Genomic DNA, 22,880 nt, shown 5'->3' with positions numbered 1-22,880 from the left:
ACATCCCAAAGTTTAAGAGTGTTATCAGCACTTCCAGAGACAAATGTTTTACCATCGGGTGAAAAGGCTATGGATGTGACATCATCACTATGTCCTCTAAATGTTCTTATTTCCTTACCAGTAGAGACATCCCAAAGTTTAAGAGTGTTGTCAAATAACCCTCCACTTCCAGATATAATTATTTTACCATCAGGTGAAAAGGCTACGGATGTGACATCACCACTATGTCCTCTAAATGTTCTTATCTCCTTACCAGTAGAGACATCCCAAAGTTTAAGAGTGTTATCAGCACTTCCAGAGACAAATGTTTTACCATCGGGTGAAAAGGCTATGGATGTGACCCGGTCACTATGCCCCAGTTGCACAAAGACCTCAGGTTTATCTGATGCAAAAGAGACATACGGCAGTATAAACAGCAACAGGAAGCCAAAAATCTTAATTTTGAAAGTCATAGTCTTATACCTCCTTATTTTTTTATTTTTGCAATTTCTGAAAAAATCGTTAATTAGCCCAAATTTACCTTCAAAGGTTATTTTTTTTATTAAACATCTTCAAAATTCAACAGGTTTATTACATCTTCTTCTTATAGTCGTTGCATATTTAAGATAAAAATCTTTACAGTCAAAATATCTCTTTGCTGTACTCTTAACATCACATGTAAATTGCGTTGTTTTCCTTAAGCACTTAATATACACGTGATTGTATATACTTGGCTTTTCCTAAATTTTACCTTAGCTTCTCTAGCAACTGCGGATTGATTTCAATGGCACGGTTAAAGCATTCTAATGCTTCTAGCTCGCGTTTCAATTTCTTCAATATCACACCTTTACCAGCCCACGCTGTGGCTAGTTGTGGATCAATTTCAGTAGCTCGATCAAAGCACTCCAAAGCTTCTTCATAGCGTTCCAATTCTCCCAATACTATACCTTTGTTGACCCATATATCTGCATCTTGCGGATTAATCTCAACAGCGTGGTCAAAACATTCCAAAGCTTCTTGATAGCGCCCCAATTCCCTCAGTATCACCCCCTTGTTATACCATGCCTCGACTAATTGTGGATTAATCTCAATGGCATGGTCGAAACACCCCAAAGCTTTTTGATTGTGTCCTAATTTTCCCAGTATCACGCCTTTGCCAACCCATGCTACGGTTAGTTGTGGATTAATTTCAATAGCGTGGTCAAAACACTTCAAAGATTCCTGATAGCGTCCCAATTTCCCCAATACTATACCCTTGTTATACCATGCCACAGCATTTTGTGGGTTAATTTTGATAGCGTGATCATAGATTTTCAATTCTTTCTCAATCTCGTTATCCTCCTGAGTTCCCAAAGCATTTTCTTGAACAATCACTTGAAGCGCTTGTCCACAATTACTGCAGAAGCGAGCCCTTTCTGGATTTTCCCAGCCACAATTGACGCACCTCATGATAATACCTTCGTTTTTATTTTTTGTAAAGGCTAATCTTTGTTTCTGATCAGATAGGAAGAGAATCTTTCTAATACACCTGACTGTTCGTTGTTAAAGAGAATCATCATATGTGACCTGTTAAAAAAATAAACCTCAAAACTATCAAGCTTTCTTTAGAAATCCCGCTTAACTCATTGCGCCTATTACACGCGGTTAAATTTGCATCTATTGATCTACGATCACAAAAAGCTAAATAAATTAGCTAGCGCGCCATGTCAGAAAATATGCGAATTCTCGTTCTGGACTTTCCTGAAGCAAGTTTGATAGATATCTTTGCTTCTCTAATAACTTCCACATTGCATAAAACATAACGAATTCATCCCCTTCCCATTTTCCCCTTATCAAAGAACCCCAAGGTTTGTTGTATCAATATACCTAGCTTAACTTTAGTTGAACATGCTTTAATTTTTTAATTCGGCTTTATAATTTTATCTTTATCTTCTCACATATAGCCCTATTATCTTGTGTGTTATAAAAGTCTCACTTCTACGCGGTGACCCATAATTGAAAAGAACGCCATTACAAGCAAACAAACTTTTAAGCAAGCCTTAGCTTTAAAAGAGAACAGATTCTTGTTCTATACATAAGAAGAACCTCGCGGGAAAACCATAAGTCGCAGCGGGTTGATGTATAGCACTTACGATTTCCAAAGGTGGTCTAATCGGCTCTGCTTCAGAAAATTTATAAACACCTAAAACATCTGGAGTTCCCCATTTGTCTTGAAATCTATTTCCGCCCAATGAAATTGCTTTTGTGCATTCTTCCAACTCTTTAACAAGATAATCTGCGAATTTCTCATAAAAATCTTCTTCTTTTATTTTTATTTCCTCTTTTTTAAATGGCAATTCGCCCTTCTGATACTCAGAAAGCAAGTATATTCCTCTTTCTGGTATAATAACCTCTTTCTCCTCCCCGTTAACTATTCTTTGTCTAAAACTCCAAACTGAGCCATGGAGAGTATTTTCTGGAACACCAGGTAGTTGGCTCTTCAGAAAATCAATAATTTCAGAGTAACGAGCTCCTTCTGGTTTTTCTTTTAAATATTCCTTCACTAATTTAAAAACCTTTTGCTTCGTTGTGTCTGCCATTTACCCCTCCATCAATTTCTTTAAATTCTGACGTAATTTTATTTAATATAAATCTTTTTTGTTTTTAACTCAATAAGGGGTTTATTTTTTGCGTTGGGGTTTGAAGAGAGGGAAAGTAGGAGCATATAGGAATACGCCCGTACTTAGTTCAATTCCAAGATTTTATCTAGTTTACTTTTCTTCCTGTGAAATAATTTTTAGTGTCACTTCTGAAATTTCTTCTATAAATTTCTCTGCCCTTTCAAGCCATAATTTAACATCCTCTTTTTGAAATTGTACAAAATCTTCATAATCACCTTTTTGTCTTCTGTCATACATTTCACTAAAAAACTCCCCCAATTCTTTTTTAACTATTCCTGCCTTGACGAACTCACGGTTAAATAAAGCACGAACACCTGAATGTTTTGACGATGAGAGCCCCTTAGAAATCAATAAGGCATTAACTGCATAGAACATAGCGTAATAAATTCTATTTACTGTTGATTCGAGAGTTGCTGATTCAAAATATTTTTTAGCATCTGATAGTGTATTTTTTGCCTTTTCCAGCCTATATTTTGCAAGGTCAATGAATTCTTTTTTCATATTTTGATTCCTTCATCATCTATATTTTGATGAATTGGCATTGAGCGTGCTAATGGTGAGTTCCAGAAGTTTTTGTTTTCTATAATTTTACCAAAGACTACATCATATTTCAGTTCAATTTCATAAGCAATGGAGTTAATTTCTTCTTCTATTTTGCTATTTATTGGCTCCTCAATCAGAATTAACAGGTCGATGTCTGATTCTGGATCAAAATCCCCTCTTGCCTTTGAGCCAAAGAGGATTATATCCACATCGGGAAATTTTTCTGTTAACTTTTCTTTTAATTCCCTAAGTGCCTGCTTTTCTTTTTTATTCAATTTTAGTTTACCCATCATATTTCTCGCCATTTTATTATAAGATTGGGAGTTGCATTTTATAGTTTGGTTGAGGTTCGGTTTATGATAACATAGTAAAAATTTTTAATTGTGTCAAGTTGGGGGTTTATCTTTTTCTTTGGGGTTTGAAGAGGAGGAAGTAGCGGAAGATTCGGATTATAAGGTAAGTGATGAATGATAGGATTGACAGCAGGATGTAGGTTTCTCTGTTTTCAAGCCCGATTTGAAGGATTTTAACTATTGTGATTGAACCGATCAGGATTGCAAAGAAAGGTCCGAGGTTGATGTATTCTCTTTCTTCAAGGGCTCTGAGTTTTTTTATTTCTTCTTCTGTTAAGTGTTTTTGTGCGATTGCTTGTGCAAATAGTGATTTTATGATTGTTGGGTTTCCCTTGCTTATTCTTTCGACTTCGTTTTTTAGGAATGTTGCTATGTCTTTTGGTGCGTGGGGTAGATATTTTTGGGTTATGTAGTTGATCATCTCTTGGGTTGTTTGTTTGTCAAATTCTTTAAGTTCGATTTTTTCAAATTGAGCAGTGAGGTGTTTGATCTTTTTTGAGTCTTGGATTTCGGAGGTTGTGGCGATCACTGTTATGGATGATCTGACAAGGTTAATTATAAATTCGATCATTTGGCTTGAGGCACTTTCGAGGTCGTCAATGAAGACTATATAATTTTTTGCTGTGAGTGATTTTACTACGACTGATGGGGCGTTTTTGACTTGGACTGTGATAGTTCCGTCTGGGCTTATTGAGACAAGTTCTTCAGTGTCGTTTAGGTCGTTGTTTTTGTAGAGTGTTTCGATTATATCGTTGAAGATGGTTGATTTTGTTTTGAGAAGTTCAATTTTCAGCGTTTTGATTTCATTTTGCCAAGCTGAGCGAAGGCGCTGAGCAAGTCTTAAGTCTTTAAATTCATGTGCGAGTACTCCTGGGCTTATGTCGATTCGGTGGATTGATCCGTTCAAGATTGATATCGCTTGATCGATCAGAGTTGACTTCCCCACTCCCCTTTTCCCGATTATCAGCGTATTTTTTCCGAGTAGTGCGTTTGCGATGATCTTTTTGAGTTCTTCCCTTCGTCCGAAAAATGCTTCGTCTTTATATATGTCAGCCATCGCCAATTTCAGCGATTTATTTTTTCGCTGTTGTTCGTTGGCGTGCCCGCCCGCTGACTTTTAAAAAATTTTTCGTTGTGCGTTGGCTCGCCAGCGCCCGCCTGTTCGCTGGCTTGCCGTTATTCAAATGTTATAGTGATTATTTTTTTGTTTGCGATTTGGGTTTCTTTTATGTCTTTAACTTTTCCCGATGTTGTCGCTGTTATGCTGTTTTTTGTTTGTTCTTGTTTGAGTTCGAGTTCAAGTTGTTTTTGTTTTATTTTCAGGTTTTGGATTTCGGTGTTAATTTTTTCAATTTCGTTTTTATGTTCAAGTTGTTTTAGTTTCTTTTTACCTTGGAGTTTTGCGATTTCGTATGCAATTTCTTCAATTGAGCTGTGGGGTTTAAGTCCTTTGTTCACGAGGCTTTCCATAGTTTGGTATTCTTGCGTTAGTTTGAAGATTTGGTCGCTTATTGAGATTGTATCTCGTGCAAGTTTCAGGTCAAGTAGTGTGATTTTGCTTTGTAGTTGGTTTATTTTGTTTTGGATCTTTTCGAGTTCAAGTTCAATTTTTTGTGTTTTTTCTGAGGGTTTGTAAGCGATCACTTCTCCGGCTGTGATGTTTTGCCCTGTTGTGATCAGGATTTGAATTGTTTCGTTTGGAGTGAATTCGATGGTTTGGATTTTTGTGCTTGTGTTGGTTGGTGTTGGTGCTGGCGTCGGCGTCGGTGCTTGCACAGGGATAAAGGATTTTATGGATATCTCAGCGTTTTTAAGGATCTTGTCGGCTAAACCTTGGGATTTGAGGAAGTCGAGCGGAGCGTGATTGAGTTCAAGTCGTGTTTCTGAGGTTTGCTTTATGAATTGGAATTTTGTCAGCGGTATGGTGATTTTCACTGGTTCGTAGAATTCAATTTTGCCTGTTAGATAAATCAGCGAGTCTGTGCCAGTTGAAAAGCTTGACAGCGATATATTTTGATAGGTTTGGATTGGTGAGATTTGGATTTGTGCTTTTATTTTTGGGATTGTGAGGATGTCTGTTGTGAAGATGTCGTTTTTGAAGTTATCTTTTCCGACCGAGAGGACCTGTGCTGTTGGGATTCTGATTAACAGCATTGTTTGTTTTTCAGCAGATACGATCAAAAACTCGCCTGAGATTTTCTCGTGTGTTGTTGTATTCACTCCCTTTAGTTTGGCAACGCAAATAAAATCTTTTGCGATCTCGTTGTAGGTTCGCACGGCTGAGTTTATGTCTTTTTGGATTTCTCGGATCAGTTTTGTGTGTGTTTTGTATGAGACATAGGCAAATGGCACTGATAGAATCAGGAAAACGAAACCGAGGGCGAGATCTGTTTTTGATCCGACTTTAATTCTGTATGCTTCGGGTTGCTGTGTATCAAATGGGAAGACGGCGTTTTCAAATCTTGAATACGAGCAAAGTAAACATTCTTCCAACCCACATCGAGCAGGGCCTTTTTTTACCCTTTCCATTTCAAAGACAGTGTTGAAGACCGTCTCTTCAAACCGCTCATAAAGCCCATTGGGCATCCGCACAAATCCGCTGATTTTCATCCAGGCTTTATCGTTTAACCCGTCGTAGATACCGCGGCTGATGATCAGCATTTCGTCATCGCTATCGTCTACTTGGATACCGTTCCAGCGTTTGAGTCCACGCCGTGTATTCAAATCAAAAATAAAGTATCCATCACTTACTGCATAGACACATTGGAAGCATCTGCGCAACGCTTGTTCGTTTTCAAGATGGTTGAGCGAATCATATATAGAAACGACCAAACCGAAACGCTCGTCTAGAGTAAAGTTGCTCGCATCACCTTGAATGAATGTGGCTTTGCCTGACTCAATATAGTGACGAGCATGTTCTCGAGCGTAATGCAGCATATGGTCTGATAGATCAAGACCAACAACCCGATATCCTTTTTCCAAAAAATGCATTGCCAAATGACCAGTACCACAGCAAAGATCAAGAATGCTTTTGTTCTCTTGAGCAATTGGTGTGGTCGCATAGAAATCAAGAATAAACGGAGCAACTTGCTTAGCGAAGTCTGACCACTTGATGTCGTATACTTTGGCGAAGCCCTTACCGTACGCTTGCATTTGGTTTGTTCCTATAGATTTTATAGAGGATAAAGTTCATTGTAGCCTTAGCACAGTTGGGTTGATTGAGATGGTCCTTGATTCTCCGCAGCGCTTGTTTGAAGATGGATTGTTTGCCCCAAAAAGGCAGACCAACTTTATGGAGTATTGGAGTTGGTAGAGCGCGTTTCATAAACAGGACATAAAAGAAAGATACTTCATTTAGTGTGATTTGTTTGACAGTGGTGAACACGTGATCAGGCGATGCTTGGATCACGATGTTATGATATTCACTGAACTCGTAGGATGGCGGAACATAGTTGAGCAACATGGTTTACACCTTAAGATTCTTGTTTATGTAGTTGGTTGCCATAAAACAAGGATGCGCAGATCAATGAGAGCGTGCAACAGCATAGACGGCAGAAGACTTCCCGTCAACACATATACAAATGCTAACACTAGCCCTATTAGTCCTGTACCCAACACACCTTTCCATCCCTGGTAGGCATGCGCTAGACCAAAAATCGCTGATGAAATCAGGATTGCACCCCACTGCGGAAGTGCCGGGAAGAAATAAGCTAAGTAGAATAACAGAAAGCCGCGAAAGAGAAGTTCTTCACAGATTCCAGCGGTGAGTGCGACAAATGCAAAAGTGTAGCGCTCGCCTTGAGTCGCCGGAAGCAAGGCTGCAACGGATTCCAGCATCTTTCTCAATCTCTGTGCAAGAGCTGGAGACTTCCAGACCAGCACAGCCAGAGCCAAAGTGGAAACAAGCAACCCCAAAGTCACTCCGAAGAGAAATCCTTTATTCAGACTGTTGAACTGTGGGATGACCAATCCAATTGCTCGCATTGGAGATGGTACAGAAAGAAGGATCAACATGATGATCACCGCCAAAGTCCATTCGATGATAAGGATACGGCGGTAAAAGCGCTGGCGAGCATAGGGATCTATTTGTATGAGTTGCTTGAGTTTCTGATACTGTCGAACCCCAAGGATAGGTTCGATCAGAAGAGTGTAAGCGAATAGCAAATGAGCGAGGATTGCTGAACTTAAAGTCATCGATCACTCCTTAGTAGAAAGTTCATTTGTTCATTTTTTTACTAATATCGCTATTATATAAAACTTGAAAATCAAAATCAAGAGGTCAGATCTTAAGACGATATTACCATGGGGAATCCTTGATTCCTTACAGCCAATATAACAGTGCAGTGCACAGCGCCATCTGCTCTATGCAGTAGTTAGACACTGGAATTAGGAATCAAACGACGAACACCTCTATGGTCATGGCCATTTCGTCGGGTATTTCGTACATGGGGAAATGGCTACGCGCTTCGAGTTTCAATACCTGGAACCATGGATGTGTGGCGCTAAACGAGCGTTGGGCAGCCAAGTAGCTTGGATCTTCCGGCTGAGCATACAGGTGTAAAACCAACGCGGGAGGTTTCAAGCTGGCTAGTGCCTTGAGAGGGCTTCCTGCTTTTGCATAGGCACTGCTGATTTCGCGACCTGCCCGAGCCCACATCTCGAAGGGATACGAGCCCATATCTTCGCGCACAAAGTTAATCAACGCCGGAATGTTCAGCCCTTGAAGCCACATGGAGAAAAGTTGATCGCGCGTTTGCTCCCACTGTGCTGGATCTTGGAGCGATCGTAGAGCTTTAAGAAAGGCCGGCGGTGCTTCGAGAACGAGCCAGTCAAGTAGCACAATCTTTGGAATACGAGCACCCAATCTGCGGCGCAGTTCAATAGCGATCCAGCCAGCGTGAGCCAGTGCAACCGGCACTATTAGATCAGCTCGGCTCGCCTTGATCACAGCAAGGGCATCTTCAACGAGGTCACTAGCTCCGAAATCCTTGGTGGGTTTTTCCGACTGTCCATGCCCGCGCCAATCTATAGCAAGTGTACGCCTTTGTTTAGCACAGTATTGAGCAAGTTCATTAAAGACCCTACGACTAGCACACCAGCCAGGCATGAATAGAAGCGCTGGTTCCCCTTGGCCATAGTCGTCGTAGCTGATGCGTATTCCGTGCGATTGAACTTCTGGCAATTGTCTTTCTCCGTTTTGGTCTTAATTGCTCACCTAATGTTTAAATTCCGCATCAGTCTTATGTTCGAGTGTAGAAAATAAACTTGTAAAAAGCAAATTTTTATTTTTTACCTTCAATTATACCTTCACTTGATATAACTCCAATTTTTGTAGATCCAAGTATGCTTCATATAGACCCCGTAATGCTACTGAAAGGTCTTCGTTTGCAGAATTTGCTACTTAATCCTATTGTTATCTATATTTTGCCACAATTGTGTAGTTTCATGATGAGCTTGTTTTTTTGCCACTTTTTAAATAATCCTTTTATCATTGTTTTGAGCCCTTTGTGAGCCCTTTATGAGCCGTTTGAGCCGTTTATGAGCCCTTTATAAGTGAATAAAATGTTCCTTTTCCAGTAATGCCTTCTTGTCTTAATATTTTTTTGTTTACAAGTATAGCAAGTTCTCTTGATGCTGTGGGTTTAGAAACTTGATTTATCTCTCGATACTCCTTGTTCGTTATCTTCCCCTTTTCCTTCACATACATGACTGCTTTAATTTGTCTTTCGTTTAATCCCAAGTTTCTCAGGTATTCCTCAGTGTAAATATCTTTTCTAAAATAAACTGAGAATCCGCCCATTTCTTCTTTGAATTCCGGTTCTGGAAGGTTTGCTTTGTTCATCTCTTCGATCATTCTTCCTATGCCAGATCCAACCTCTTCGATCAATCCAGCAAGATAGAATATGTGAACAATCAAAGGATTTCTCGGGACGGATGAATGTGGCTTTTTTAATTGTTCAATTGTTATTCCTTCTGGAAGTTTGCCGATGTTGTAAAACCATATATAATCGTCAAAGATTTTGATCTGGGTTTGAACATTCCATTTAAAATAATCTCTATGGATAATAGCGTTTATAAGTGCTTCTCTTATGGCTGGCAAAGGGTAATCCCATATTTCTCTTCTTTCAAGTCCTTTAATTTCATATCTTACATTAAGAAAATTTTTTATTGCGGTCTCCCCTTCTACTACTTGTTTAAAGAGATTTCCTGTGATCAACCTATCGCCTATAATGGTGGCTTCATTTTTTAATCTTACGACTCTTAAAACTGCATTTAGAAAATATTTTTGCGGGTCTTTGCCGAACAAGATGATTGCGCCGTTGGTGAGTTTGCCATTGATTGAAAGTTTAAGGTGTTCAAAAATGGTCTTGATGTCGGAGCTTTCGTCAAAAATGGTTAATCTTCCCCTTGCTCTTGCAGAGTTTATAAATTTTCTCACACTTTCTTCGTCTATCTCTTCAAAATTTGCATTTTCTAAAGTTAAAGCGTCCCAATTTTGGGTTTTTAGGAAGAAATCTTTCAGTCTTTCGGGGCTCATTTCTCGCGTTGTATTACCAACTCTTTCGTAATATTTTCCTTCATATGATATGGGAACATTTGATTTTTCAACGGATATTTCAAGAATTTGTTTTTCTTCAAGTTTCTTTATCAGAATTTTGGGGTGGATTCCTAATTTTGTAACGATTCTTTCTGTTATTTCTCTTAGTTTCTTGTTATCGATATCAACACCTTTTACACTGCCATCGTCTCTAATGCCGATAAAAACTTTTCCACCTTCAGTGTTTGCAAAAGCACAGATCGTCTTTAGGGTGCTCTCTGAAAATTCTTCTTTAAATTCAGTGTATTTATCTTCGATTTTAATATTTTTCATTATTAAACCTCAAACTTTGGAGGAATTTTGCCTTCTTTAAGTTGTAATATTTTTAAATTCTTCATCATCCCAGAGAATTTTAAAATCCTCGTCCTTTTTAGCCAGTTCTTTATATTCTGGGTTTAATTCTATCGCTTTTGATAGGTGTTTTAGTGCATTTCCCCTATCTCCTTTTAGGGAATATATACATGCTTTGTTATACCATGCGTCGGGATAATCAGGTTTTAGTTCTATTGCTTTATTAATTGCTTCCAAGGCTTCCTTATACTTGCCAAGTTCTCCGAGTATTGCCCCTTTGTTATTCCATGCCTCGGCGAAATCAGGGCTTAGTTGTATTGCTTTATCACATGCCTCAAGTGCTTCATTATACCGAGCAAGTTTACCAAGTATGACACTTTTGTTAAACCACGCTTTAGCAAAATCAGGTTTTAGTTCTATCACCTTATTAAAAGATTCCAATGCTTCTTCATATTTACCTTTAAAATAAAACTCAATTCCACGATTATAATAATCCTCAAATTTTAATGGGATCCCAAATAATTCAAGAAGTCTGATTTTCTCACCATATTTATCTAATTTCTTTTTTAGTGCTTCTGAGAGAGCTTCGGTGATAAGTGAAGGGGTAATTTCTTTTCTCAAATTGTTTACCTCTTCCTCTGTTTTCTTAATCCTTTCAACAATAGGTTTTACTTTTTCAGCTTCTTCCCTCACCTCCTCAACAGCCTTCCTTGCTTCATCTCTGTATTTTTCCATTTGCTCTCGTAATTTTGATACCTTACGAAATTCAAGGAATCCCCAAGCACTACCTAACACAAATATTAATGTTAACACTCCCACTAAGACACCTAATAAAGTAGCGACTATATTTAAAACATTTATAGCTCTATCTAAACTTCTTTGTGCTTCTCTAACAATGCTCTCCTCAGTAAGCCCACTTCCCACTGCAGTATTTGAGGAGTAAATACTCTTGACTGAACTTTTCTCCTCCCCAAAAACTATATTGGGCAAGGAATAAATAAGAATTGTAAGAGACAGTAGCATCAAAAGCATCCTTTTCCAATTCATAGTCATCGCCACAAACTCCTTTGATAATTTTCTAAATTTTCTATTGTGTTCTAAAAGAGGAAATACCGCAACATAATTGTGACTACCTTTATTATCTTGCGGTTTCATAACCCAAACACCACTCTTTTTTATTTAGATCTAGATTCGTTCTTTTGTTAAATGTCCATATTTGTAAAAGTCTTTTTCTTCACAATTTCTTTCAGATATTGATAAAAATAAAAAAGCAAGATTCTAAGTATTGATACGCTTAAATTCAGCACTTATTTGATATTCGCATAATCAATATATTAGAAAAAAATTTACTTGTCAAGATCTAAATTCTTTAAGTGTTTTATTTCTTTGCATCGGTTTTCAGGAAATTTTCAGAGTTCAGGTGTTGTATAATTTTTCATCAGTCAAGTGGATTGTGTTGCTATGTTGGGATGTTCAAGTTGTTTGCTTTTAGGAGTGTGTTTTAATAGTGGTTTTTCTAGGGGATGATTTATTTGTGGATTTGCTTAGCGGTGTAGATAGTAAAGGGTAATTCTTTTTATCCATTTACCTGTTAAATTAGATAAAGTTTAAAGGGTAAATCATGATTTGCCCCTATGGGAAATCGGTCATTAATCTGTCAATTTCTTTTTTTATTTCATCGATGATTTCTTTGTTGAATATAACTTTATCTTTGCCCCTCTTTACAGATAAAATAATAAATACTTTTCCGCCAAATTTTTCTGTGAATTTTTCGTGAGAAACTTTGTATGCTTCCTGCCACTTGGTTGCGAATTCGGGGGCGTGTTCAAATGTCACAGGTTTTATTTGCAAACCGATATACTTATCATTTACTTTTATAAAGAAGTCGACATTATAGAGTCTATCCCATTCATCTGGTGCTGATTCTATTTTTATGTTTTCTATATTTAAAATTTCTTGCAGTTGTCCGTAAATTGTTTCTTTCTCAGTCATATAACCCTCAAATGTTCTATTTATAACGAGGTTTTTTATATATTCTATACATTCTTCTTCTGTTACTTCATCTATTTCAGATCTCAAAACTTCTGTTATTTTTATGTAAAGTTTTTTACCTAAGTCCTGCAAGTATTCAGCAGGTGTCAAGTTGATATCTTTCTTTTTTAAGAAATCTTCCAATTTTTTGAAGTAGAAATTTTCCCATTCTTGAATTTCCTTAGGGGCACATTCCCTTATCCAAGCGGCTACTGGGCCAACCCTGTTTTGTTTGGTAAGCCCCCATCTGCTATTTGCCATATTCAATATCCATTCTTTAGCCATTTTTTTTCAGCTAATGTTTTAACTTTTGCAAAATTGTTCTTGTATAGGAAATTCCCCTCTTGTATATCTGCGAATCCTTGTTTTATCATTTCCTTGTTTATGAAAATTTTATTTTTTAAAAATACATAAGCGGGTGTTATGTTGTTTTCTGGTTGGTATGAGGGATCAAATTTAAGAAAGACCTTTTTACCTTTCACAAATTTTTCTAAATATTGCTTTGCTTCGTCTTTTTTAGTAATTTTTACGCCCAACAACTTTACTATCAAGCCTGTATCCAACTTGATGGAATTTTCGCTCAGCACTTCTTTGACGGTATATAATCTTTCACGTTCAAATTTAAACAGTTCTGGGTTAGTTTGTGGCATTGCGTCTTTTATGTTGGGGATATAGTCCGTTACAGGTTCTATTTTTATTTGTTGATTTCTTTTTGTTATCTCTATTTTTTTATTTTCAAACAAATTTTGGTTTATATCGATTTTCTTCTTGATTATGGGCAGAAATTTTTCGTTTATTTCATAACCGATTGCGTTTCTTTCTAAATTTAGTGCAGCCTTTACGGTAGTTCCACTTCCCAAGAATGGATCTAAGACTGTATCGCCTACAAAAGTGAACATTCTGATTAGTCTTTTGGGTAGTTCTTCTGGGAACATGGCTTCATGTTCTATTTGTCTTTCGCCGGGGAAATTCCAGTGTCCAGAGAAGTATTCTTTCCATTCTTCTTTTGTTAATTTAGATTTTTCTTTGATCTCCTTTGATGGTGGTGTTTTTTTGCCTGGTTTTTTAAAGATCAAAATGAATTCGTAATCTATTTCTATAAGTCCGTTTGGCGGATAGGGGTAGGAGCCCATGACATTAGCACCGCCGGTTGTGTTCATAGTAGTTTTTTTATGCCAGATGATAGAACCCATATAATCAAATCCTATCTTTTCACATTGAACGATAAGTTCAGAATGTAAGGGTGCTACTTTATATTTTCCATAAATTATACCTCTTAAGAACTGATCTCCTATGTTTATGCATAGTCTTGTTCCAGGTTTTAAAACCCTGAAGCATTCTTTCCATACAATGTAAAGACTTTTAAGATATTCGTGTAGTGATTGCCCATATCCGATTTGTCCTTCAACACCATAGTTCTTAATGTGCCAATAAGGAGGAGAGGTGACAACCAGATCAATGCTACTATCTTTAAGTTCTATCATTTTCCTGCTGTCTCCGATTATTATCTTTGCGAACACCATTTTTAGATGTTATTTGCTTTTAAATTTTGCGTTTGTCTTGCGTTCACTAAAACAATATATTAGAAAAAATTTTGCTTGTCAAGGGTGGTGAGGAATGGTAATTCTCTTTTTAAGGTAGAGGTCTCTGCGATTCTTGAAATAAATCATATTTTCAATCCCCTTTCTTGAGTCCATTTTTTAAATTTTTCAACCTCCCAAGTATTGATTTCAGGTGAGGGAAACACCATTCTTGGGTGCCGAATAGTCCCTTTTCAAGGCATTCTTTTTCTGTCCTATTAGTGCACAGCATAAAGAAGCAAGGCTGGCTTTAGTATATTTGGTATAGGTTGAGTCTTTCACAGCGACTTCCCAATTTTATTTTTCACGAAATTAAAAATTTCAGTTGCTAGGTTTATTGCTTCTTGGGCTTCTTTCTTTGTAAAGGACTGATATGGGATTGCGGGAGGGGCAACTGCATTTGGATATCTTGTGGTATAGATTGTTCACACATAAAACAGGCATAAGCATAAATTTGGGCTTCAAAATTTATTCTTGCGGAATTAAGGTCAAATTCTGCTTGCGCAAGCCATTTCAAAGTTTATTTCTTATTTAACTGTATTTTGGTTTTCTTTTTCCAATTCGTAAACTACTTTACCTTCTTTTAAAGCTTGTAGAATAAAAGGGTTTGCGGTTTTAATCATATCTTCAAATTCCTCAGGAGTATATACAAAAATATTAACATGACCTAAATCGTTGTCTATAAATTTTACTACTTCAATCAATCTTTCCAAAAATCTTTTATCAGTTCTTTTGATTACAACAAAATTCATATTGCTATATTCGTCTATTTCCCCACAAGCGTAGGAGCTGAAGAGTATGATTTTTTCTGGGTTATACTTTTTTATACATTCTATTGCTCTTTTTAGCTTATCCATTTTTGAAGCCTTTTAGGTTTAGGTGTTATATAATTTTTTTTATTAGTTAGATGATTTTGAAGTTTGATGTGGTTTATTTTCAGGCAGTTATTAATATGCGGTATGGCCATTAAAGGTAAATTTAGGCAATTTGTGAATTGGCTCTGTGTTATGTATGTATATTATATGTATAGTTATTGTTATATATGTTGTGCTGTTTTTGAAATTGATTGATTTTCAATGGTTTCTTGGGGCATTTTTGAGGGGGACTGGTATCATTTTGATACCAGTACTGGTATCATTTTGATACTAGTACCGGTATCATTTTGATACTAGTACTGGTATCATTTTGAGACGGGTGTGGGGTAATAAAAGAGAAAAATTCATGGAAGTCTAATTTACTCTTTCGGAAGAAGAAGCGACAAGTTTTTATTGTTGATAAGCACTTGGAAGCCATTTACTTCAGCTTCTTTTTTAAGAAGGCGCAAGTTGTCAATTTGGGATTTTCTTAAATTGTTTATTGAAAACTTTATATCTGTTGTAAGTTTTAGTATTGGTATAGGTGTATATTTGACAGCCCCGATTTTTACTTCTTTTAAATTTGTGAATAAAATCATTTTTAGTAAGCCATCTTTTATGTCATCTATCGACGGAATAGCGCTGTGCTTACTGTGTTTACCCTCGATTAAATATATTTTTTCTTCTTCAATTTTTACCTCATCACAAGTAAAGAAGTAATACCCACCCAAATAGTTTTTAATTGTAAGGGTGGCTTTAGTGCCTGACAATCGCTCTTTAGGTTGAACTGTTATAGATTCCCTACTTTGTGCTTTCTTCGCTAATTCTCTTGAGAGTTTCATAAAGGCATCTTTTCCTTTAAGGAGTTCGTCAATTCTTTTTTGGGCAGTTTCTTCTGAGTGCATTTCAATGTCAAGTGTTTTTGAAATTCTTTGATATGTGTTTAGTGCTTTTTGAGCGATTTGACCAACTTTTTCAACTTGCGAAAGATTCCAGTGTAAGGCGTCAGATTGGTAGGATAAGAGATTGTTTATTTCTTCTTCGATGTGTTGGATATCGAACTTTTGGTTTGTGATTTTATGCTTATATTTGGAGCTTCTTTCAGCACTTTTATAGTAAGAGATAACCACATAAATGCCAAGTAAACTCATTAAAGAGATGGTATCCCACTGTAAAAAATCCCTATCCCCTTCTTTCCCCTCGTCTTTTAGAATGGGGATTATAGTTAATCTTTTGCCTTGAAAATTTAAAGTGTCATAAACTCGTGCATACGGGTAAGACCGTGTTCTTTTTGGGGAGACCCACCAGCTTAAGGCAAGTTGTTTATTTTGAACATTTAAAATAAATGCCGAATCTTTATTAAGAGCGGATTCTAGTTCTGAGATGTTGTACAGATTTAAAGAACGGCATAGAAATGGTGTATATTTGATCCCTGTTATTTTAGCTAATACATCCATATTCACCTTCTTCTCTTATTATTATTTCAAAGGTGTCTTCTTGATTGAAGAGGTTTGATTGTCCGTCGAAACCTATTTTTTTCTTTATTATGGGGATTAGGGATTTTTTGATCTCGATTCCGATGCTGTTTCTTCCAAGTTGTCTTGCTACTTTCATAGTGGTTCCACTTCCTACAAATGGATCTAAAACGGTTTCTCCTTTGTAAGAGAATAGTTTTATAATTCTGTAAGGTAGTTCTTCGGGGAAAGCGGCGATTTCTTTCTCCAATGGCGAATTAGGCAGGACATTGACCATCTCCCAAAGTGTCATATACCATTTATTATCTAAAAATTCTTTTATGTCGATTTTTGAAGCTTCTTTTGTTTCTTTTGGTATCGAGTTGTAATCGAACTTACCTTTTTGGAATATCAGGATGCTCTCCAGGAGGTTATCTGGGTAAAAATACATCGGGTAAGGATTTTGCAATAAAACTCCACTTCTTCTGCTTATTCTCAGGTAGCCATCGGGTTTTTTCCATATAATGCGGTCTCTATATCTAAATCCGGCGTTTTGAAATATCTTTGTAGCGTCGGCGACGATTGGGAATTTTTCACCATTTACAAGCATATCATCAATGTTTAATACAGCGATCCTTCCATTTTTTAGCACTCTGAACACTTCTCGAGCAACTTTATCCAGCATTTCCAAGTATTGGTCATAATCTTTAAATAAACCTTTATAGTCAAATGGGGCGTTAAAATAAGGGGGTGAAGTGAGCATTAGGTGAACGCTTTCATCGGGGATCTCCTGCATAGTCATACAGTTTCCAATTATCAGCTTATGGTGCGTCATGGCGTCTTCTTTCGGTTTGTTGAGGTTCAAGTGTTATACAGTTTTTTTATTAGTTGGGCGATTTTGAAGTCAAGGTTGGTTTTGTAGCCAGGGGTTTCTGGGGTTATGTTGAGTTTTTTTAGTTCGTCTTCAGCGATCTTTATGAGCTCTTTTTGGTTTTTTTCTGGGAGGGTTTTGAAGTAGTTGAGCGCTCGTTCGATTTCCATTTTTTCTTGTTGGAGTTCCCTTTCCCTTTCAATTTGTTTTCTCTCTTCTTCGAGTTGTTTTATTTGTGTTTCTATTTTTTTAGCGAATTCCCTACTGGGTTTATATACTTTTTGGATTGCGTTGATTAGCCAAGCGGTGGGGTCTTTGAGTTTGTGGGCTTGGGAGTCGGCGTGCTTTATCTGAAAGAAGATATATTCAGGGGGATAGGTTTTAATTATATCGTTAATCATTTGGTCTGGTATGTTATATCTTTCAAGTTCTTTGATGAGTGTTTCTTTTGTTGGAATGACTCTTAGCCATTTGGTGTAGTAGCCGAACACAGTTTTTATTAAATGTTCATCTAATGGTCGGGGCAAATCGGGATTTGCCCGCGCATTGGCTTCAAGCTTGCCCTTGAGGTGTTTGAGGAATTGTTTTGATGTTTTGTATTTGTTGAAAATTGAAAGAATTAGCCATTCGCCGGGTTTCTTTATCAAGTTTTTGTGGTAGTTGAAGAGTGCGTTTTCAATTTTTAGAGAGATGAGTTGTGGCGATGTTGTTTTTATTATTTGTTGTATAATATCGTCTTTAAGTGAGAACGGTTTTGATTTGAGCGTTTTTATGATTTCTTCTTGGGTTTTGACTTTGATCAGGTTATTTTCGAAGATAAACTTTTCTTCGTCTGGGACATCCAATAGAGGAAGTGTCGATTGGGCTGGTGGTGATTGGGTCAATGTTGATTCGTCATCATCTTGGGTGAATGTTGATTCTCCCCTACTTTGGATTTCGTTTGGTTGTATTTCTGCGCCTTCTGGGAGGTTTACTTTATAGATTGTGCCGAGGTTGTTGAACGAGGTTCTTTTCTCTATGATTTTTCTTTTTATGAGTTTTTCTATGCTTCTTATGACTGTGGCTCTGCTTAAGCCTGTTTTTTCAGCTATGGTTTGGTAGCCGATTATGCTTGTTATATTTTTCCCGAAAGCCCAGGAGTTTTCGAAGAGGACCGTATAGATTTTGAATTCGCTATTTGATAGAATTTTTCTGAGTTCGTTGAATATTGAGGTTTCCCATTGTGAGAAGAATCCGGGTTTAAATTTGAGTTTTTCACTTACTGTATCAGGTATTTCTTTAATTTTGATCGGTTCGGGTTGTTTTTTCTCTTTTTGAGACCGGTCTCTTTTTGATACTGGTGTCGTTTCGATACTAGTGTCATTTTGATACTGGTCTTGTTTTGATACTGGTATCATTTCGATACTGGTATCATCTTGATACTGGTCTCTTTTTGATACTGGTGTCATTTTGATACCAGTATCATTTTGAGACTGGTATCGTTCAGAAAGTTCATTATCTGATTGATTTTCAATGGTTTTAGTAAGATAAGTTGCTTTAAGAGCTGCAGGAAGGTTAAGGTTCTTGAGTCTTTCATAGTCGGGCAAGAGCGAGTCTTGGGGGACTGGCTTTATAAGTTTAAAGCCTATGTAGTCATCTTGCTTGGCTTTTTTCTTCCGTTTAGATTTCTTAGTCATTTTTTGCCCCCACTGTATTTAATGTAAATTTCTTTTCGTTTTCGAGCATCTCATGTGTGAAGCTAATTATATCTTGTGCAAATTTGCTTCTTTTTGCGTATTCAAAGATGGTCAGAAGTTTTGCCTGCGCTCTTTCCACCGTTGCATCTTGTCGAATTATTGAATTAAGGAGCATATCTTTATATTCTTCTTTGAGTGTTTTTATGAGGATGTCAGCGATTGAGAGGCGTTGATCGTATTTATTGACGATGATTCTAATTTGTCTGGCATGGTACATAGTTGCGTTTTCTCTAAGGGCGCTTATATCTTTGAACAGGAGGTTTAGTCCGTCGTATGAGAGGAAGTCTGGGATGATTGGGACTATTATATCGTCTGCGGCGACCATTGCGTTGATGTTTGCGAGGGAGACGCTCGGGGCGCAGTCAATAATGATGTAGTTATATTTAGGCATTATGGGTTGTAGTAGTTTATATAGTTTAGTTTCCACGGCGATGCTTTGTTGTTGAAGATATTTTTCGAAGATGGTTAGGTTGACATTACTTGGTATGAGGTGCAGGAGGTTATCTTTGATGGAGATGATGGAGGTTGAGATATCGCCTTTGGTGATGCCGTCCATGATTGTTGGGAGTGTTCTTGAGGCTTCGTCTGGGATTCCGAGTGATCGTGTCAGGTGTCCTTGTGGGTCGAGGTCGATTGCGAGGACTTCGAAGCCGAGTTGAGCAAGGTTATATGCGTAGTTTGATGCTATAGTTGATTTTCCGGTACCACCTTTGTAATTTATGAAGACTTGGATAGTAGGTTTTTCATTGACAGGGATGCCGAGTTGTTTTTTTGCTTCGATCAGATCTTGGAGTGTGTAATATCTCCAGTTCGTTTTCGGGTCTCTTCTTGCTGGTGGTATTTTTCCTTCTTTTTCGAGGACTCGGAGATATTGGGGGTGGTAGCCTAGGAGTTGGGCAAATTCCTTGATTTTAAATTTTTTCATAGTTTTTTGTGAAATTGTTTTAAATATTTTCGTTTCTAATATATAAATTTTTTAGTTTTTTCCAAAAGATAAAACTTAAAAATTTAAAAGTCAAGAGGGTAGGGTGGTAATTTGGGGTGGGGAGGATAGTGACTATGAGAGGGTGAAAGGGTTGAGGGCGGGAAGTTGTGGGCGCTTGATTTATTATATTTGTTTTGATAAATTTTTATGGTGAGTTGAAGATGTTAAGAAATGAGCACACGGTTTTGAGGAGTTTTAGTTGATGTGAGGATAGCAGTGAAGTAGAATAATTTAGTCGCGGACAGGATTTTGGGGGATTAAGTTTAGCGGTTAAATATTAATATTTGAAAGTTTGAAAAAAATTAATCAGTTTTCTCTTAGTCGCGGGCTGTATATTTTTGCATTTTGCTCCGCGACTTAATTTAGGTTGGAAAAATTTGATTTTCTGTGTAAAATTTTGTAGTTTTTGGAGAGTGAGCATCGAACCAGTGTGGAATTTAAACAATTAAGAGATAAGGAAATAGAGGGTGAATTAGTGCGTGAGCATCGAACCAGTGTGGAATTTAAACAGTGATAAATGTGAGTTTCTGCAGACTTTTTGGGAAGTGAGCATCGAACCAGTGTGGAATTTAAACGTATTTGTAATTTATTCCGATTGAATTTAGCGAGACATGTGAGCATCGAACCAGTGTGGAATTTAAACAAATTTGCCCGAATGGATGATTTTGAAGGTTTTATTGTGAGCATCGAACCAGTGTGGAATTTAAACTTCGTTCAAACACAACTTCTTTTGGAGTTGGAACAAGTGAGCATCGAACCAGTGTGGAATTTAAACACGAGTTCTCAAATAAACAAGATAGCGCAAGCACGGGTGAGCATCGAACCAGTGTGGAATTTAAACAGCGATTAACTAAAGTTAATCGGGAAAATTATTGAGTGAGCATCGAACCAGTGTGGAATTTAAACTTACAAAAGCATCAGCATAGTCAGGCGAACGCCCCAGTGAGCATCGAACCAGTGTGGAATTTAAACCGTTTTGAATTTCAGCGAGTTCGCTTGCACTTATAGTGAGCATCGAACCAGTGTGGAATTTAAACTGATTTGGCTCTATTTTCATCACCATTAAACTTTTCAGTGAGCATCGAACCAGTGTGGAATTTAAACGATGAATTGACTTGGGAACATGTAAAATATATTGCAGGTGAGCATCGAACCAGTGTGGAATTTAAACTTTCTTTGGGATTTCTTTATATATTGAAGCTTCATAGTGAGCATCGAACCAGTGTGGAATTTAAACAGTTAAATTTTTAAAGCCCTTGATTGGGTCAAAGAAGTGAGCATCGAACCAGTGTGGAATTTAAACCTTTATAAAAGCGAAAATATAAGTTATCAAATTGGCGTGAGCATCGAACCAGTGTGGAATTTAAACGACGATTATTATAAGTTGATTGATTTATTTGACAATGTGAGCATCGAACCAGTGTGGAATTTAAACTTGCTACATCAAACATAATTTCAACGCAAGCGTCGTGTGAGCATCGAACCAGTGTGGAATTTAAACAGAAGGATTTCTGGTAGAAATTTTCTCGGTAAGAAGTGAGCATCGAACCAGTGTGGAATTTAAACACTGAAAAATTATATTGTTTAAGAGAGTATTATGTGGTGAGCATCGAACCAGTGTGGAATTTAAACACTGAAAAATTATATTGTTTAAGAGAGTATTATGTGGTGAGCATCGAACCAGTGTGGAATTTAAACACTGAAAAATTATATTGTTTAAGAGAGTATTATGTGGTGAGCATCGAACCAGTGTGGAATTTAAACACTGAAAAATTATATTGTTTAAGAGAGTATTATGTGGTGAGCATCGAACCAGTGTGGAATTTAAACATATTTGTCTGAAAATTTTACGCTATGACAATAGAGTGAGCATCGAACCAGTGTGGAATTTAAACTCCTTTAACTCCAGTTGTGGAAATTGCAATTGAATAGTGAGCATCGAACCAGTGTGGAATTTAAACTCTTTTGTCATTATAAATGCCCCTGTAGAAACTCCAGTGAGCATCGAACCAGTGTGGAATTTAAACTTTTTGATTTTGCATTTTCATTCTCTTTTTTGATTTGTGAGCATCGAACCAGTGTGGAATTTAAACAAAATTTTGCTTGGCGAAACAGATGAGATTAACAGGGTGAGCATCGAACCAGTGTGGAATTTAAACATTATCAGTTCAACACCTATTACCGAGGCTTATGAAGACAGGTGAGCATCGAACCAGTGTGGAATTTAAACAGCACGAAACTCAAATTGGTGCAACGGCTGAATTGGAGTGAGCATCGAACCAGTGTGGAATTTAAACGGTGCCTGTCCCTTTGCATAAGGGTTTGTCTTTAAAGTGTGAGCATCGAACCAGTGTGGAATTTAAACTCAGAACATATGTTTCATTATTTTCGGATTTCATTCGTGAGCATCGAACCAGTGTGGAATTTAAACAAATTTTCAGGATTGATAACTATAAAATTTGGAAGAGTGAGCATCGAACCAGTGTGGAATTTAAACATGGCAAAAATTACACTGTTTTTGCCGTGTTGGTCAGCCGTTTTGTGGGATAATGGAAATTTTTATCAATCAAAGAAATATACAATTCATGTTGTAGACAGAGTTGGGAGTGGTGATGCTTTTTGTGGCGGGTTAATTTATAGCTTTTTAAAAAATGCCAATGCCAAAGATGCCTTAGAGTTTGCAGTAGCAGCTTCATGTTTAGTTCACTCAATACCGGGAGATTTTGGTTTATTGTCAATTCAAGAAATAGAAGCATTAGCTACTGGTCCCGGAACAGGTCGAATTGTTAGATAATTCTCGGGCTAACAGCTACTTAAGGCTTATAAGTTTTGCGGTTCTGTCAAGTTCAGTGAGCTTCTCTTTGTCTCAGTTCTTTTTGGAGTGGTGGACAGGTTACTTGCTTTTCGTTTAAAAAATTTGTTATATTTAACTTAGCTATGAGTCT

At 37.2% G+C, this 22,880-nt stretch carries 19 protein-coding genes, 1 pseudogene and 1 CRISPR repeat array; of the genes and pseudogenes, 1 reads left to right on the top strand and 19 read right to left on the bottom strand.

From position 1 onward, the window contains the following. The 19 genes and pseudogenes from AWW78_RS05870 to AWW78_RS05770 all read right to left on the bottom strand — a co-directional run. Nucleotides 1–356: pseudogene (locus tag AWW78_RS05870) on the bottom strand (WD40 repeat domain-containing protein); the annotation flags it as partial. A gap of 370 nt (nucleotides 357–726) precedes the next feature. Next, nucleotides 727–1,428: a tetratricopeptide repeat protein gene (locus AWW78_RS05865; RefSeq protein ID WP_075426146.1), complete on the bottom strand. Its 702-nt coding sequence runs from the start codon at nucleotides 1,426–1,428 to the stop codon at nucleotides 727–729. 596 nt (nucleotides 1,429–2,024) lie between these two features. Then, nucleotides 2,025–2,558, bottom strand: a complete 534-nt coding sequence (locus AWW78_RS05860) for a hypothetical protein (protein WP_075426145.1) — start codon at nucleotides 2,556–2,558, stop codon at nucleotides 2,025–2,027. 171 nt (nucleotides 2,559–2,729) lie between these two features. Further along, a complete protein-coding gene (locus AWW78_RS05855) occupies nucleotides 2,730–3,140 on the bottom strand; it encodes a HEPN domain-containing protein (protein ID WP_047133331.1) in 411 nt (136 codons plus the stop codon). Continuing rightward, the gene (locus tag AWW78_RS05850) at nucleotides 3,137–3,475 is read right to left on the bottom strand and encodes a nucleotidyltransferase family protein (RefSeq protein WP_047133340.1); all 339 of its coding nucleotides are present in this window, start codon (nucleotides 3,473–3,475) and stop codon (nucleotides 3,137–3,139) included. The genes AWW78_RS05855 and AWW78_RS05850 overlap by 4 nt, the downstream gene beginning before the upstream one ends. 106 nt (nucleotides 3,476–3,581) lie before the next feature. Further along, nucleotides 3,582–4,592: a P-loop NTPase family protein gene (locus tag AWW78_RS05845; RefSeq protein ID WP_047133330.1), complete on the bottom strand. Its 1,011-nt coding sequence runs from the start codon at nucleotides 4,590–4,592 to the stop codon at nucleotides 3,582–3,584. 119 nt (nucleotides 4,593–4,711) lie between these two features. Continuing rightward, entirely contained in the window at nucleotides 4,712–6,688 is a 1,977-nt protein-coding gene (locus AWW78_RS10725; RefSeq protein ID WP_244884394.1) for a class I SAM-dependent DNA methyltransferase, read from the bottom strand. Between the two features lie 333 nt (nucleotides 6,689–7,021). Beyond that, nucleotides 7,022–7,729: a type II CAAX endopeptidase family protein gene (locus AWW78_RS05825; protein WP_047133327.1), complete on the bottom strand. Its 708-nt coding sequence runs from the start codon at nucleotides 7,727–7,729 to the stop codon at nucleotides 7,022–7,024. 199 nt (nucleotides 7,730–7,928) lie between these two features. Beyond that, nucleotides 7,929–8,717 (bottom strand): alpha/beta fold hydrolase, encoded by a 789-nt coding sequence (locus AWW78_RS05820; RefSeq protein WP_047133326.1) that lies wholly within the window; start codon nucleotides 8,715–8,717, stop codon nucleotides 7,929–7,931. Between the two features lie 354 nt (nucleotides 8,718–9,071). Beyond that, on the bottom strand, nucleotides 9,072–10,406 hold the full coding sequence (locus tag AWW78_RS05815) for an AlbA family DNA-binding domain-containing protein (protein WP_047133325.1): 1,335 nt from the start codon (nucleotides 10,404–10,406) through the stop codon (nucleotides 9,072–9,074). A 36-nt stretch (nucleotides 10,407–10,442) separates the two neighbouring features. Next, nucleotides 10,443–11,579: a tetratricopeptide repeat protein gene (locus tag AWW78_RS10295; protein WP_082349301.1), complete on the bottom strand. Its 1,137-nt coding sequence runs from the start codon at nucleotides 11,577–11,579 to the stop codon at nucleotides 10,443–10,445. Between the two features lie 477 nt (nucleotides 11,580–12,056). Continuing rightward, on the bottom strand, nucleotides 12,057–12,740 hold the full coding sequence (locus tag AWW78_RS05805; RefSeq protein WP_047133324.1) for an MjaI family restriction endonuclease: 684 nt from the start codon (nucleotides 12,738–12,740) through the stop codon (nucleotides 12,057–12,059). Further along, nucleotides 12,719–13,978 carry a DNA methyltransferase gene (locus tag AWW78_RS05800; protein WP_047133323.1) on the bottom strand — a complete coding sequence of 420 codons (1,260 nt, stop codon included), beginning with the start codon at nucleotides 13,976–13,978 and terminating at the stop codon, nucleotides 12,719–12,721. Before AWW78_RS05800 ends, AWW78_RS05805 begins: the two co-directional genes overlap by 22 nt. Nucleotides 13,979–14,369: 391 nt before the next feature. Next, the gene (locus tag AWW78_RS11000; protein ID WP_047133322.1) at nucleotides 14,370–14,552 is read right to left on the bottom strand and encodes a HEPN domain-containing protein; all 183 of its coding nucleotides are present in this window, start codon (nucleotides 14,550–14,552) and stop codon (nucleotides 14,370–14,372) included. A 10-nt stretch (nucleotides 14,553–14,562) separates the two neighbouring features. Continuing rightward, on the bottom strand, nucleotides 14,563–14,892 hold the full coding sequence (locus AWW78_RS05790; protein ID WP_047133321.1) for a nucleotidyltransferase domain-containing protein: 330 nt from the start codon (nucleotides 14,890–14,892) through the stop codon (nucleotides 14,563–14,565). Nucleotides 14,893–15,269: 377 nt separating this feature from the next. Further along, nucleotides 15,270–16,346, bottom strand: a complete 1,077-nt coding sequence (locus tag AWW78_RS05785; protein WP_047133320.1) for a hypothetical protein — start codon at nucleotides 16,344–16,346, stop codon at nucleotides 15,270–15,272. Beyond that, the gene (locus tag AWW78_RS05780; RefSeq protein ID WP_047133338.1) at nucleotides 16,330–17,178 is read right to left on the bottom strand and encodes a DNA-methyltransferase; all 849 of its coding nucleotides are present in this window, start codon (nucleotides 17,176–17,178) and stop codon (nucleotides 16,330–16,332) included. The genes AWW78_RS05785 and AWW78_RS05780 overlap by 17 nt, the downstream gene beginning before the upstream one ends. Before the next feature lie 26 nt (nucleotides 17,179–17,204). Beyond that, nucleotides 17,205–18,890 (bottom strand): helix-turn-helix domain-containing protein, encoded by a 1,686-nt coding sequence (locus AWW78_RS05775; RefSeq protein ID WP_047133319.1) that lies wholly within the window; start codon nucleotides 18,888–18,890, stop codon nucleotides 17,205–17,207. Beyond that, nucleotides 18,883–19,875 carry an AAA family ATPase gene (locus tag AWW78_RS05770; RefSeq protein WP_047133318.1) on the bottom strand — a complete coding sequence of 331 codons (993 nt, stop codon included), beginning with the start codon at nucleotides 19,873–19,875 and terminating at the stop codon, nucleotides 18,883–18,885. Before AWW78_RS05770 ends, AWW78_RS05775 begins: the two co-directional genes overlap by 8 nt. Before the next feature lie 473 nt (nucleotides 19,876–20,348). Next, nucleotides 20,349–22,432: a CRISPR direct-repeat array (repeat unit 30 nt; unit sequence GTGAGCATCGAACCAGTGTGGAATTTAAAC). Here AWW78_RS05770 and AWW78_RS05765 point away from each other — a divergent pair. Beyond that, nucleotides 22,433–22,729 (top strand): PfkB family carbohydrate kinase, encoded by a 297-nt coding sequence (locus tag AWW78_RS05765; RefSeq protein WP_075427168.1) that lies wholly within the window; start codon nucleotides 22,433–22,435, stop codon nucleotides 22,727–22,729. Nucleotides 22,730–22,880 lie beyond the last annotated feature (151 nt).

It is taken from the genome of Candidatus Kryptonium thompsonii (assembly GCF_001535985.1).
Taxonomy (GTDB): Bacteria; Bacteroidota; Ignavibacteria; order Kryptoniales; family Kryptoniaceae; genus Kryptonium; species Kryptonium thompsonii.
This window is presented reverse-complemented; position numbering and strand designations above follow the sequence as displayed.

Excerpts from the sequence above, each read along its gene's own strand:
- AWW78_RS05865 (WP_075426146.1), bottom strand. The coding sequence starts at position 1,428 with ATGAGGTGCGTCAATTGTGGCTGGGAAAATCCAGAAAGGGCTCGCTTC.
- AWW78_RS05860 (WP_075426145.1), bottom strand. The coding sequence starts at position 2,558 with ATGGCAGACACAACGAAGCAAAAGGTTTTTAAATTAGTGAAGGAATAT.
- AWW78_RS05855 (WP_047133331.1), bottom strand. The coding sequence starts at position 3,140 with ATGAAAAAAGAATTCATTGACCTTGCAAAATATAGGCTGGAAAAGGCA.
- AWW78_RS05850 (WP_047133340.1), bottom strand. The coding sequence starts at position 3,475 with ATGATGGGTAAACTAAAATTGAATAAAAAAGAAAAGCAGGCACTTAGG.
- AWW78_RS05845 (WP_047133330.1), bottom strand. The coding sequence starts at position 4,592 with ATGGCTGACATATATAAAGACGAAGCATTTTTCGGACGAAGGGAAGAA.
- AWW78_RS10725 (WP_244884394.1), bottom strand. The coding sequence starts at position 6,688 with ATGCAAGCGTACGGTAAGGGCTTCGCCAAAGTATACGACATCAAGTGG.
- AWW78_RS05825 (WP_047133327.1), bottom strand. The coding sequence starts at position 7,729 with ATGACTTTAAGTTCAGCAATCCTCGCTCATTTGCTATTCGCTTACACT.
- AWW78_RS05815 (WP_047133325.1), bottom strand. The coding sequence starts at position 10,406 with ATGAAAAATATTAAAATCGAAGATAAATACACTGAATTTAAAGAAGAA.
- AWW78_RS10295 (WP_082349301.1), bottom strand. The coding sequence starts at position 11,579 with ATGAAACCGCAAGATAATAAAGGTAGTCACAATTATGTTGCGGTATTT.
- AWW78_RS05805 (WP_047133324.1), bottom strand. The coding sequence starts at position 12,740 with ATGGCTAAAGAATGGATATTGAATATGGCAAATAGCAGATGGGGGCTT.
- AWW78_RS05800 (WP_047133323.1), bottom strand. The coding sequence starts at position 13,978 with ATGGTGTTCGCAAAGATAATAATCGGAGACAGCAGGAAAATGATAGAA.
- AWW78_RS05790 (WP_047133321.1), bottom strand. The coding sequence starts at position 14,892 with ATGGATAAGCTAAAAAGAGCAATAGAATGTATAAAAAAGTATAACCCA.
- AWW78_RS05785 (WP_047133320.1), bottom strand. The coding sequence starts at position 16,346 with ATGGATGTATTAGCTAAAATAACAGGGATCAAATATACACCATTTCTA.
- AWW78_RS05780 (WP_047133338.1), bottom strand. The coding sequence starts at position 17,178 with ATGACGCACCATAAGCTGATAATTGGAAACTGTATGACTATGCAGGAG.
- AWW78_RS05775 (WP_047133319.1), bottom strand. The coding sequence starts at position 18,890 with ATGACTAAGAAATCTAAACGGAAGAAAAAAGCCAAGCAAGATGACTAC.
- AWW78_RS05770 (WP_047133318.1), bottom strand. The coding sequence starts at position 19,875 with ATGAAAAAATTTAAAATCAAGGAATTTGCCCAACTCCTAGGCTACCAC.
- AWW78_RS05765 (WP_075427168.1), top strand. The coding sequence starts at position 22,433 with ATGGCAAAAATTACACTGTTTTTGCCGTGTTGGTCAGCCGTTTTGTGG.